This window comes from Olavius algarvensis spirochete endosymbiont, assembly GCA_900608495.1.
Lineage (GTDB): Bacteria > Spirochaetota > Spirochaetia > DSM-2461 > DSM-2461 > UBA2779.
This window is the reverse complement of sequence record UWYT01000065.1, coordinates 24,633-37,032: the sequence shown is the minus strand read 5'-3', so window position 1 is coordinate 37,032 and position 12,400 is coordinate 24,633. Positions and strand designations below refer to the sequence as shown.

Genomic DNA, 12,400 nt, shown 5'->3' with positions numbered 1-12,400 from the left:
AAGATCAAATACTATGTACGTATCGGATCCCATCATTATTTCGTCGAAAACCTCATTGCCCTTGTCGTCTGTTTTTTTGAGGAAAATGATGGCATTGGAGCCTTTCATGGTTCTGACGGAATCAAGATTAAAAATCTCTTCGTCTTCAATGATGGCGTCCCACTTGCTTTGCCTGTTAAAACGCCGCTGCACCTGGCCCCGAACTTCTATTATTTCCCCAACCGCAATTCCATCTACGAACTCGGTTGTTCTATTGAGTTCGCGTTGGAAAAGCCATCCGAAGAGTGCCGCCGAAGATAACAGTAATATGGTTACGAGAGTATTACGAATCGAGAATTTCATATTTGACTTCATGCTCCTCTGAATCAGAAGATGCTCCGAAAGTGTTGGTAATGCCAACCATGGCTCTTAATTCGCCAAGGGACCTGGGTCGGGTCTCGTCGTCCATGCGTCCGAGAACCGCATAGAGTAGCTGCGGCTTGGATTTGCCCTTAACCTTGATTCTCTTCAAGGGGACAATGCTGAAGATGCCTTCAACGCGACTGGCTGTTGATTGTGATATGATGATATCAGTGCCCATCGGCTTGTTTAGAGCTTCAATTCTACTGGCTAGATTGACAGTATCTCCCATATGAGCCCATTCCATTTTGCTCGATGGATCGCCCATTATCCCCACGGTGGCTGAACCACTGTTTAAGCCGCAACCAATCTGGAAAATGGGTCGTTCAACACTACCCCTGTCAACATTGAATTTTCTAAGCGCCGATCTCATCAACAGCGAGGCGTTTATCGCATTTTCGGCAGAATTTTCGAGTTCGTGCATGCTTCCCCACACGGCCATTACTGCGTCTCCAATAAACTTGTCAACAGTGCCCTGAGTCTGTTCTACGCAGGGCACCATGATTCTGAAGTATTCAGAGAGATTGTTTATAACCAATTGCGGATTTCCCATTGCTTCGCTCTTGGCAGTAAAATTCCTGATATCGGAGAAGAAAACCGTTACCTCCTTGGTTTCAGCATACTCGGGGAGGGTATCATCATCTATCATCTGGGCAACTTGCTTATTGACGAAGGCCTCTGTCTTCTGGAACAGGCGTTCTCTGGCCATCAGGCTAGGCACCATCGAAGAAAAGCTACGAGCCAGCTGACCAACTTCATCCCTAGTTCTCGGGCGTATTATGGTATTGTAGTTCCCAATTTTTATTTGCACCGTCGCAAGAGCCAATTCCTTGAGAGGATTGGAAAGGCTTTGCGAGAAAAAATAGATTCCGAGTATCGCAAAAGAGAGTACGATGCCAAGGAGAGTCCAATTCAATACTCGAATTGATTTTACGACAGCAAACGCATCTGTCTCCCTAACCGTGGTGATAACACTCAGATCACCGACTGATATCAGGGCGAATGAACCCATCACGTTAACCAATCCCTCGTCTGTTTTTTCTTCGTAAATTATTTGACCCCTTGGTACACCCTGTGAATAAACTTTCTCGAATATTTCGGAATTTCGTATATTTTCACCTCCCAATACCCTTGCGAAATCTGGATGCGCCAGTATCTCTCCTTCGGAGTTGATAATCATCGTGGTTGTAAAACCTTCTTGAGTTTGCACGCTCTCTGCAAAGCTTGCGCCCACATCGGCTAACACTACAAAAGCTTGCCTTTCAGTCCCAAATAGAAAAGGCGTGAACAATGCAATAACCGGGGAATCCAAATTGGGTATCAACGGGGATACGTTTATAATAAATGTTTCGCCGCCTCGAGTCTTATCAACAATTTCAGAATGGGTTGCTATGATACTGTTGAGAATGGCTGATTCATTGAATATACCGTTTGTTCTGAACCAATCCCGATTGGAGAAATTGAAATCATTGCCTGGTATACCGACAAAAATCAGCGATCTGGAATTGGCGAAGAAATCTTCAACCAGCGAAACTTCTCCACTGGATGTCAAACCAATTTGAAATAGTAGATTAGCGGAATTGAGTAGTTGGAGAATTTCTTTTTCAGATTGATTAGCAACCGTTTGAGACAGTGAGATATTGTTATCTCTTATCCTGTTCTTCGTTTCTCTTTCAAAAAAGCTTAGAGAAATATAAGTGAGAACAGACATCGCTACGATGACGATTAGCGAGACAATGATTATAAGCTTCAAAGCTACTGGAAATCTTACTTGAAGTTTGCTGTCGTCTGTTTCAAATTTTTTTTGCATAATATCTTCACCTAATTGGAATTATAAGTGTTCATATTTCAAGTATACAGCATTCTGTCAATTAGCTTCGAGTTTTTATGATCAGTTTTAGAGGGCATTCGAGATTTTCATACACACACCGGGGATATCGAGCCTTAACCGAACGCAATTCGATTTTCGAGACCTGTGGTTTCTCACAAAGGCCATCTATTTCTAAATGAAGTGCTTGTGGAAGTGTTTTGCATACTTAAATAGAGAGATGTTGAGAAGTGCCGCTGCAGCTGTCCAGTCTGTTTTCCATTTACTGTTGCATCGTGAAACTTCATATGCAATTCCATTGTCACCCGTTCGAGCTGTTTCCGGGGCTCGTGTGTTGCCTTGATGATCGAGACAAGCCAGATGGACCTTGCTATTAGAATTTGAGACTATATCCCCATGGTTCTATTTGACAAAAGAACGGAACTGGATTTTCCAAGTTTTGGCATTGAAATCCCAACCTTTGATTCAAAGAAGTCTAATACACTGTCGGCCTTAAGCGGAAACCGCAAATTGGAGGGTGCAGGATCCAATTGGTTAATCGAAGGATTCGAGGATATATACACTCTCAATGACTTGCTGAGAGTGAACGCCTGGGATTATGCCAGTGGTTTTTTTGATTTGAGAGCGGAAGAAAGGTTGATATCTGGTTTTGAACTAATAAATTCCGATGGCACTCATAATCGTTGGAAACCGGAAAATGCCTCAAAACCTTTGAGAGACCTAGTACCCCGTCTGCTGAAAATGGAGGCTGGAACCTATAGGGCATCCAGAATTGCCTTGGATACGGGCTTTTGTCACTATCTTGGCGGAGGTGCTCATCATGGACATCGGGATTTTGGTCATGGATTCTGTCCGCTAAACGACACAGCTCTGGCAATTTGCAAACTGCAGACTGAGCGGGTTGTAAATGGAGTTTGGGTTATAGATTTAGATGCCCACAAAGGCGATGGTACAGCCGCCATATTTGCAGATAGAAAGGAAGTTACAACCTTGAGCATTCATATGGCCCGAGGCTGGCCCATCGATGGTTCGCTATCAAACAACCATCCTTCTTGGATTCCAAGCGATATCGATATTCCAGTCGAGAGCGGTGAAGAACAGCGCTATCTGGAGCGACTCGAGATGGCTTACAAGAAATTGGAATCGGGTCCCAAACCGGATTTGGCGATTGTTTTAGCAGGCGCGGATCCCTGGGAGAACGATGCCTTACCTTCTACAAAACTTCTCAATCTCAGCTTCGAAGAAATAACGCAAAGGGACAGACTCACTTATTTGTTCCTTGAGCACATCGGGGTTCCCTCTCTGTGGCTTACAGCTGGAGGCTATGGTGAGAATTCCTGGCAAATCCATGCAGCATTTCTGGAATGGGCCCTTGCCAGGCGTTTGGGCTAGCGGGAAAAACTGGTGGAACAGCGCCCGTATCAGGTGAGCAGCAGTTTTGCAACTTCGAAATAGACGGTAAGCCCCGCGATGTCAATTATAGTGGTCATCATTGGGCCTGCGGCCACCGCCGGATCGCCCTTTAAACGGCTGATAATGAATGGCACCAGACAGCCCATGGAAGTTGCAAAAAAAACCACCGACGCCAGCGAAATACCAATAGCGAGAGCTTCCATTTTTTCGAGCTCTGGTGGAAGAAGAAAACCTCGCAGGAAGATTATTCCGCCTGTCACTAAACCAATCACTACTCCCGTGGCAAGTTCCTTTGAGAGCGCCCTGCCGATTAGTTGAAAATGCAGATGGCCGATTGCGAGTCCTCGTATTATCAACGTTGACGATTGAGTACCGGAATTACCTCCTGTCTGAGTTATTACCGGGATAAACAGTGCGAGAAAGGCAAACCTGCCAATTAGAAGCTCGTAGCCAGCCAGGACATTGGTAGTAATCGTTCCCACTACCAGTAGAAGCACCAACCACGGCAAGCGACGCCAGATAAGTCGCATAATCGATGATTCGAGATAAAACTCCGCATCCCCCCCCCCAATAGCACCCATGCGATAAATGTCCTCGCTCTGCTCCTCGCGAATAACTTCAATCATGTCATCGAAAGTTACGATACCCAGAAGTCGGTTCCATCTGTCAACGACGGGAAGAGCAATTAAACCATGACTTTCCAGAACCTTAGCCGTTTCCTCCTGATCAGTATCCTCACGGACACTGACAATGCTGCGTTTCATTACATCGGCAATTTTTACATCATTCGCAGTCATTAAAATCTGTCGCAGAGAAACAACTCCGATCAATCTCTGCAAGCTGTCCACGACATAAACATAGTAAATAGTTTCGAGCTCCTCTGGCGCACGACGGAGAAAGGCAAGAGCCTGATTCGCGGTGATATCCGCTCTAATAACAGCATAACGCGTGGTCATTTGGCCGGCGGCATCATCGTCATCGAAGCGCAGTAAGAATTCCGCCTCCTTGCGAACCTCTTCGCTCAATTGGCCTATCACTTCCAACCGAATTTCCGGGGAAACCTGTTGAATGAGATCGACAAGATCATCAGGATCCATAACCTCAAGCAAATCCCGAGTAGCCTGAATCGAAAGCGCTGCCACCAGGGTTTTCTGTTCGACATTTGAGAGTTCAGCGATCAATTCGCCTCGAGTCTCCTGTCTCAAGGCCAAAAAGAACTTGAGCGCTTGCTGATCATCGAGTTCGTACCACCTTCCAGCCAAATCCGCCACAGTCAGGTTTTTCAGCGCTTCCTGAAACTTATTGTCATCGAGTTCAAGAAACTGCATCAGTCCATCTAAGTTCTCACCCATTCTTCCAATCTCCAACCAGCAGAATTTCTCGCTCCAGACGAATCCCCATCTCGACTTCGACACGCTTGGCAACCGCGAGCAGAATCATCTCAATGTCTGTGGCGATGGCAGCTCGATCGTTGATAACGATGTTTCCATGCCAAGTCGATACTGCTGCGCCACCGACTCTATAGCCCTTCATGCCACAACGATCTATCAAAACCCCCGATGGCACCCCGAACTTCCTGTTGTTCTTGAATGCGCTGCCCGCGCAAGGAAACTTATAGTGCCCCTTCGAAAGCCTATTCTCTCTTCTGCCCAGCATTGCACGTTGCAGCGCCTCCGAATTGCTTTGAACAATGTCAAATCCAGCCCTGATAATTATGAATTCACCTCTCTGAAACAAGGATTTCTTATAGCCCCACTCATCTTCAGGTACCACCATTCTTTCAACTCTGCCTTCCCAATCCATCACTTCAACCCAAGCCACAAAGTCTGATACCTGTGCGCCGTAGCATCTGGCGTTCATCCAAAGGGCTCCCCCGACTGTCCCCGGCATTCCAAAGAGAAAATCCAGGCCAGCCATTCCAATCGAGCCCGCACGCCATGCGGCGTCCGACACTGACAAACCCGAACCCAACACCAAGGTTTTTCCCTGAGATTCAAATGAGTCGAAATTCTTCATATCAATAACCAAACCCCGAATTCCAGAATCAGCTACCAATAAATTCGAACCTCCCCCGAGGATAAACTTCTCTAAATCCGCATGGCGTGCATCAGCGAGCAAATTACGAAGATCTTCCAAATCAGCCGGAACGGCAAAAAAGTCCGAATTCCCCCCTACCGAAAAGCTTGTATGACTCCACATGGGTTCCCGTTCGAGAAGGGGTCCCTTGATGTTGAATGTATTCATCGATTCAGTTATTTTTGGCACACTATAATACTATGCCTAAGAATCGACAGGGGCAACATGAGGCAGAATTCTCAATCAAATGCTGTATCAGCGAACAAGAAAGCATCAGTGGAAGTTGTAACTTCGAGCACAGCACTCTAAGTTTCAGCATCTTGACATAGAGACATGCTGGAAGAGACAGCATCGAGCGCGGAAGTGTCGCCGGAAGAATATAAAGTGGGCAATCCGGCACTATAACATGCCACCCCCAATTTTAGGAGATGAGCAATATGCATACTGAAACACTTCAACTTCATAATTCTGATGGCCGCAAACTCCAGGATTTCATACCCATCGAACCTCGCAAAGTACGCTTGTATTGCTGTGGTCCGACAGTTTACGACTACGCCCACATAGGCAATCTCAGAGCCTATACTCACTGGGATATACTGCGCCGCACCCTCACTCTATTCGACTATCAGGTAAAGCATGTAATGAACATAACAGACGTGGGACATCTGAGCGACAACGCCGACAGCGGCGAAGACAAAATGCTGGAGAGCGCTCGAAGACAAGAAATGTCCGTATGGGAAATAGCTGATTTTTACACTAAGGCCTTCTTCAAAGACATAGAACGCATGAACATACTTCTCCCTCACATCGCATGCAGAGCCACTGAACACATCCCCGAGATGATCGAGCTGGTCCAACGTCTAATTGAACGCAAACTAGCCTACGTAGAGAGCGGAAACGTCTACTTTGATACTGCCAAATACCCCGAATACGGTCGAATGGCTCTAATCGGCAAGCAGAATCTGCAGCATGGCAGCAGGGTGGATATCGATGAAAATAAACACAATCCGCTGGATTTCGTACTTTGGTTCACTAAGGGTAAATTCGAACATCAAGCCATGCTATGGGATTCCCCCTGGGGCCGAGGTTATCCAGGCTGGCATCTTGAGTGCTCCGCAATGTCCACAAAATATTTAGGTGAACGAATAGACATACACACGGGAGGGGTAGATCATATCCAGGTTCATCACACTAATGAAATTGCTCAAAGTGAAGGCGTTTTGGGTCACCGCTGGGTAAACTATTGGATACATAACGAATTCCTCATTATGAAGAATCAGAAGCTGTCGAAAAGCGAAGGCGAAATCATCACACTTCAAAGCCTCTGCGATATGGGCTTTCATCCCCTCGACTACCGCTACTTCATATTGGGTGGTCATTATCGTACTCAGCTTATATACTCCCAGGAGTCCCTCGAAAACGCCCGCATGGCCAGGAAATCCCTGAACCATCGCGTTGGCTCACTGAAAGAAGACATCGAAGCCAGAAAAACCGGAGGGGGCGTTAATTCGGAAACAGGCGATTCGAACTTTGCGAACACAGTGAACGCAGTCACAGGAAGTAAGGATGATTTCGGGCATAGTGGAACAGCCAGAATAAAATCTTTCCGTGCAGCTCTCGGAGAAGATATGAACACCCCAAGAGCGTTGGCGGAGCTGTGGTTGCTTCTGAAGGATAGAAATACTTCTCCGGAGCAAAAATTGTCTACAGTCCTTGAAATGGATAAGGTTTTTGGCCTCGATCTGGCCAATATCAGCGTGGAAAATTCCGAAAAGCTTAACGGAGAACTGAACGAATTGTTAGACAGGCGCCAAAGAGCCAGAAAAGCCGGGGACTGGACCACCGCCGATCAGATTAGGGATACTCTCCTTAAACTGGGATGGAAGGTAAGCGATCGCCCGAGCGGTCCCAAACTGGAAAAACTTTGATGTCCAAACTCAAAATCCCAGAGTAACCCCTTGATTCCCCGGCTGCTATCTAAGAATGAAGGAGACGCTGACAACCAGGTGTTTTCGGAGCTTTTTGACGATTTCTATACGCAATTGCTACGGATAGCTTGTAGAATTTGCGATTCCTCGGAGGTGGCCGAGGAGCTTTGCCAGGAAACGTTTCTAAGATACTACGAAAGAAGGAAGCGATTACCCCAAGGCATAGAAGCGAGGTATTGGCTGATACGGGTGGTAAAGAATTTGGCCTTAAGCCATGAGAAGAGAATTCGCCGCGAACGAAAAGCCTACCTGGATATTGCCAGCAAACCAATGCGCGAATCATTAAACCAAGGTGAGATTGCTACGCTATCCGACGAATCACGAAAATATGTTCAGGAAGCCCTCCTTAAAGTGCCCTATAAACTCAGAGTGCCCCTGATATTGAAAGCATACGCCGAATACCCCTATTCGATTATTGCACAGATACTACACATTTCCGAAAACAATGTTAAAATTAGAATCTTTCGCGCCAGGCAGCATTTGTCAAAATATCTGAAGAAGGAAGATTTATATGTGCCCTAACGCTTATAAGCTTTCAGTGTACTTCGATGGGGAACTATCGGAACGCCGGCGGAAACCACTTAGCAGACACATTCAGTTCTGCCAGGCATGCCGTTCGACGCTGCACATGTTTGAATTCCAGAGGGAGATTCTGGGCCTGCAGGAACCCACAATCGACAATAATGCGGATCATTATCGCAAGTTCTGGAATTATGTGGGAAAGGCGAGATTAGCGCGAATTAGCGGTCCCAGACGAATAGAGGTTCCCCTGCCGCTGGCTGTTGCCGCGCTCATACTAATCTCAATTCTTGGAGTGTTGAATTTCGTCTCCAGATCCATAGACGGAGATCGCGTATTTTCCCATGAGCCCACGGTGATAACATTTTCAATTTCCCCGAGTGAATTGGAGAGTTTACTTAGCTACTTGGAGGAGGCAAGAACAAATTCAGATATAAGCTCGATACACACCTTGCCCCTAACCTTTACTCGACTTGGCGATCCCCTAATGATTCGATCAGCCGTTATAGAGGGAGAACCTTGATAGTATCGCCAGTATCGCCCATCAAATTCCGGTTTTTTCCGGAAGTGTTTCTGTTCCTTTGTGTATCAGTTGCATCTGGAGCGCAGGAAACAGCAGATTCCATTGACGTCGGGAAGCTTCTTCGAGAGGCTCTGTACCTGCTAATCGATGTGGAGGCCAGTATACCCGACAATCCGGCCGGAACATGGGAAGCCAAGGTGAAAAAAATCACGGTTCCGGGACGACCAGTGGAGCTCCGTCTACACGGTGAAGATTCACACCTCAAGGTGGAATTCACTCTTTATCCTGCCGAAGAAAACAAGCTGCTTCTTGTGGCCAGAAGTGAAATCCGGGTTGGTTCGGAGTACTCGAGTTCGCTCACAAGCCTCACGGTGGAATATCGGGATGCATTATACTATTACCCTCTGGGTCGTTCATCCGAACTTGTCGAAGATGTGGAAATTCGGATGGCTGTCGAGGTGACACCCTACCTGGATACTCTGAGCAAGGAAGATCGCGATGCCATCGAATCAGCTCTGGATTCCGCCGTTCAATTCGATCTTTCAAAGGAGTCATCCGCAATCAAGTGAAAAGCACTGTTTTTTCTCGCTGGACAACCGTGGTGTTCTTATGCGCGGTTGCAGGTACCTTTTTTGTGTTAGTTATTAAATATCAGAGAAAGCCAGTAATCCTTGAGTTGAACAAACTTGCGGCCGCCCCGGGTGATCAGATAGAGATTCGAGGAAAAACTTTTGGGAAAGGCCTGGATGGCTCGAAACTTTTCATCGGTTCCTTTCCACTCAGTTCTGCCAACGTCCTGGAATGGGAAGATAATCGCATTCTGGCAAAGGTTCCCCGCAACGACGGCACGGCAATCGTCAAGGTTGAAACCCGTTCCGGCGTTTCCAACGGGATGGTTCTCGGTGATGAGACCCGTTTCCCAAAAATTGAGTACGGTCCCTGGCTTCCTGGAGCGCCTTATATCAAACACGCCGAACCTCAGAATCTCCGGATTGGGGAACTCATAACCTTGCATGGAGAGGGTTTTGGAGATAAACGCGGCAGCGGACGTATTTGGCTGAACAGTCGGGATACATCATTGCGTTTGAGTGCGGAAGAACCGGATCTCAGACTTTACGTAGAAGCGCACAATATTGGCAAATGGACCGAAAATGCCGTTCAGTTCTGGATTCCCGAAGGCACATCGAGCGGAAATATTTACCTCCAAAAGGGGACTACGTTCAGCAATCCATTTTCGGTGGAGCTCATCGAAGATGCGGGAGAAATCTTGCAGGGCGAAGCATTCCGCTGGTCGCTGCGGCAGAAAATTGCCATTACCGAAGTTAAATCGTTTCCCCGGAATGCGCTTTATCTCCACATACCTTCTCCGTCGGCTGGCATTGGCCAAGGGGATGTGGTGGTGTTGGATGCTTACAGCGTGAAGCCATATTCACCTATCAATGCGAAAGGCAATCTGAACCTCTATCGATTGGAAAACCTGGATAACGACGAGAGCGTCAGTATAGTCAGGCAGATTTTCCTGAAAACCCACTCGGTTGAAGTAAGCATCAGCAGAGAAACTCCATACGATCCCTCCCACCCTGAGATTATAGCCGGACTTGCTCAGGATAACTGGATTAAGCCGGATTTAGTTGCTGAGCTAGGCTCCAGTTTGGCGGCAAACAAACGAAGCAATTGGTCTAAATCCCAAAGCATATATAACTATGTAATCAATAAATTCTCGTTTGATGAGAACTCAAAAAGCCAATCTCTTGAAGAGTATATATCGAGTGACTCAGCCGACAGCTTTGGTTACAGTTTATTGTTCACCTCTATCTCAAGGGCCGCAGGCGTTCCGGCTCGTCCGGTGGGGGGGATTCTCATTCTGGATGATCTGAGTACTCGACTCTGGTGGTGGAGCGAAATATGGATAAATGGGATTGGATGGATTCCTGTCGATTCGGCACTGGGGGATTCCGGCATCAAACTGGCCGAATCTGCCGACTATTATTTCGGAGCCCTTGAGGGAAGGCATATAGCCTTTTCCAGAGGTATCTTAAGCTCGTCGGCATTACAACCTGAGCCGCGATTACGCAGGGCAAAGGAGATTTATACGCTTCAAGGCGCTTATGAAGAACTTTCCGGCAATCTTGAAAGCTATCGAAGCAACTGGCCCGTTCCCGAGGTAACGGCGCTCCGCCGGTAAATCTACTACTTGCAAGCAGAACTCTCGCAGGCTATCCTGTCCCGCGATATACTTGGAAATGGAGAAATGACTTGCTTGATAGACGACATCTGGTTGAATCGGACTCGGAATTAAATGCGGCCATATTGCTGGAGCTCTCCCGTCAGCAGAACTGTTTGGAGTTGATTGCCTCGGAGAACTACGTATCGCAAGCTGTACTTGAGGCAGCAGGTTCGATACTTACAAACAAGTATGCCGAGGGGTATCCGTCTAAACGTTATTATGGCGGCTGCGAGTATGTGGACATAGTTGAGAACCTCGCAAGAGAGAGAGCCAAACAGCTTTTCGGCGCGGAATACGCAAATGTTCAACCGCATTGCGGCAGCGGTGCCAATATGGCCGCCTATCGAGCGTTGATGAAGCATGGCGATACCATTCTGAGCATGGAACTTTCCCAGGGTGGACATCTTAGTCATGGATCGGCGGTTAGCTTCTCGGGAATCGACTACAATATCGTTAGTTATGGGGTTGGCAGGGATAGCGAGACAATCGATTATGATAATCTGCGCGAATTGGCTCTTAAACATCAACCGCGGATTATTGTAGCCGGCGCGTCGGCCTATCCTCGCACATTGAATTTCAAGAAATTCCGAGAGATAGCTGATGAGGCGGGCGCCCTGCTGGTGTCCGATATGGCCCATATCGCGGGGTTGGTGGCCGTAGGCGAACATCCGTCTCCAGTGCCTCATTCTCATATTACCACGTGCACCACCCATAAAACTCTTCGCGGCCCCAGGGGCGGCTTGATTTTAATCGGCAAGCTTCTCGATAACGACATGGGTATTACCGCAAAACAGTCGGGGAAAGTCAAAAATTTAGGAGAAATCGTCGACAGCGTAGTTTTCCCCGGGCTCCAGGGAGGTCCTCTACCGCATATTATTGCAGCAAAGGCTGCCTCTTTTAATGAGGCACTGGGAGATAACTTCAAAACCTATCAGAAGTCGGTGAAGAGTAACGCCAGTACCCTGGCCAGCCATCTCGTTGAAAACGGGCTGCGACTTGTTTCGGGTGGTACGGACAATCATCTGATGCTGGTGGACTTGAGTTCCATGAATGTCAGTGGCAGAAAGGCGGAGAAATGGCTGGATATTGCCGGCATAACTGTGAACAAGAATATGATTCCCTACGATCCGAAACCGCCTGGTATTACCTCAGGCATCAGAGTGGGAACGGCGGCCATTACCAGCAGGGGACTTGGGGAAGCCCATATGCCGGAAGTGGCATCCTATATTGCTGAAGCGTTAAAATCCAATGGAGATGAGGTTAAGCTTGGAGTGTTAGCCGGCAAGGTGAAGGAGTTGTGTAATCGTTTTCCTGTGTATTAGAGAAGCTGAAATTGCTAATTGCTTGACGGTGCCGACAGTTGATCCTTAGAATGGTTGTGAGATTTGGATTTCGCGGGGTTTTGACGGTGTTTGTCCATGTATGAA

The 12,400-nt window shown here is 47.3% G+C and carries 11 protein-coding genes; 7 read left to right on the top strand and 4 right to left on the bottom strand.

Annotated elements, in window-relative coordinates:
• Positions 1 to 342 (bottom strand): hypothetical protein (locus S1OALGB6SA_RS01270; protein WP_148083994.1); only part of this gene is annotated, 342 nt, incomplete at its 3' end.
• Positions 323 to 2,209 carry an adenylate/guanylate cyclase domain-containing protein gene (locus S1OALGB6SA_RS01265; RefSeq protein ID WP_124032284.1) on the bottom strand — a complete coding sequence of 629 codons (1,887 nt, stop codon included), beginning with the start codon at positions 2,207 to 2,209 and terminating at the stop codon, positions 323 to 325. The genes S1OALGB6SA_RS01270 and S1OALGB6SA_RS01265, both read right to left, overlap by 20 nt.
• A 414-nt stretch (positions 2,210 to 2,623) precedes the next feature.
• Between S1OALGB6SA_RS01265 and S1OALGB6SA_RS01260 the strand changes: the two genes are divergently transcribed.
• Positions 2,624 to 3,619 carry a histone deacetylase family protein gene (locus tag S1OALGB6SA_RS01260; RefSeq protein WP_124032283.1) on the top strand — a complete coding sequence of 332 codons (996 nt, stop codon included), beginning with the start codon at positions 2,624 to 2,626 and terminating at the stop codon, positions 3,617 to 3,619.
• Between the two features lie 29 nt (positions 3,620 to 3,648).
• Here the strand turns inward: S1OALGB6SA_RS01260 and mgtE are convergent, their stop codons facing one another.
• The gene (mgtE, locus tag S1OALGB6SA_RS01255) at positions 3,649 to 4,992 is read right to left on the bottom strand and encodes a magnesium transporter (RefSeq protein WP_124032282.1); all 1,344 of its coding nucleotides are present in this window, start codon (positions 4,990 to 4,992) and stop codon (positions 3,649 to 3,651) included.
• Positions 4,985 to 5,905, bottom strand: a complete 921-nt coding sequence (gene murB / locus S1OALGB6SA_RS01250; protein ID WP_124032281.1) for a UDP-N-acetylmuramate dehydrogenase — start codon at positions 5,903 to 5,905, stop codon at positions 4,985 to 4,987. Before murB ends, mgtE begins: the two co-directional genes overlap by 8 nt.
• Before the next feature lie 248 nt (positions 5,906 to 6,153).
• Between murB and cysS the strand changes: the two genes are divergently transcribed.
• The 6 genes from cysS to glyA all read left to right on the top strand — a co-directional run bounded on the left by cysS (position 6,154) and on the right by glyA (position 12,295).
• Positions 6,154 to 7,644, top strand: coding sequence for a cysteine--tRNA ligase (gene cysS / locus S1OALGB6SA_RS01245; RefSeq protein ID WP_124032280.1), 1,491 nt, complete (start codon positions 6,154 to 6,156; stop codon positions 7,642 to 7,644).
• A 78-nt stretch (positions 7,645 to 7,722) separates the two neighbouring features.
• Positions 7,723 to 8,226, top strand: coding sequence for an RNA polymerase sigma factor (locus S1OALGB6SA_RS01240; RefSeq protein WP_230204346.1), 504 nt, complete (start codon positions 7,723 to 7,725; stop codon positions 8,224 to 8,226).
• The gene (locus S1OALGB6SA_RS01235; protein WP_037563033.1) at positions 8,216 to 8,746 is read left to right on the top strand and encodes an anti-sigma factor family protein; all 531 of its coding nucleotides are present in this window, start codon (positions 8,216 to 8,218) and stop codon (positions 8,744 to 8,746) included. Before S1OALGB6SA_RS01240 ends, S1OALGB6SA_RS01235 begins: the two co-directional genes overlap by 11 nt.
• Positions 8,743 to 9,315: a hypothetical protein gene (locus S1OALGB6SA_RS01230; protein ID WP_037563032.1), complete on the top strand. Its 573-nt coding sequence runs from the start codon at positions 8,743 to 8,745 to the stop codon at positions 9,313 to 9,315. Before S1OALGB6SA_RS01235 ends, S1OALGB6SA_RS01230 begins: the two co-directional genes overlap by 4 nt.
• Complete coding sequence (locus S1OALGB6SA_RS01225) at positions 9,312 to 10,931, top strand: transglutaminase domain-containing protein (protein WP_037563030.1); 1,620 nt, start codon at positions 9,312 to 9,314, stop codon at positions 10,929 to 10,931. The genes S1OALGB6SA_RS01230 and S1OALGB6SA_RS01225 overlap by 4 nt, the downstream gene beginning before the upstream one ends.
• Before the next feature lie 71 nt (positions 10,932 to 11,002).
• The gene (gene glyA / locus S1OALGB6SA_RS01220) at positions 11,003 to 12,295 is read left to right on the top strand and encodes a serine hydroxymethyltransferase (RefSeq protein WP_037563028.1); all 1,293 of its coding nucleotides are present in this window, start codon (positions 11,003 to 11,005) and stop codon (positions 12,293 to 12,295) included.
• Positions 12,296 to 12,400 lie beyond the last annotated feature (105 nt).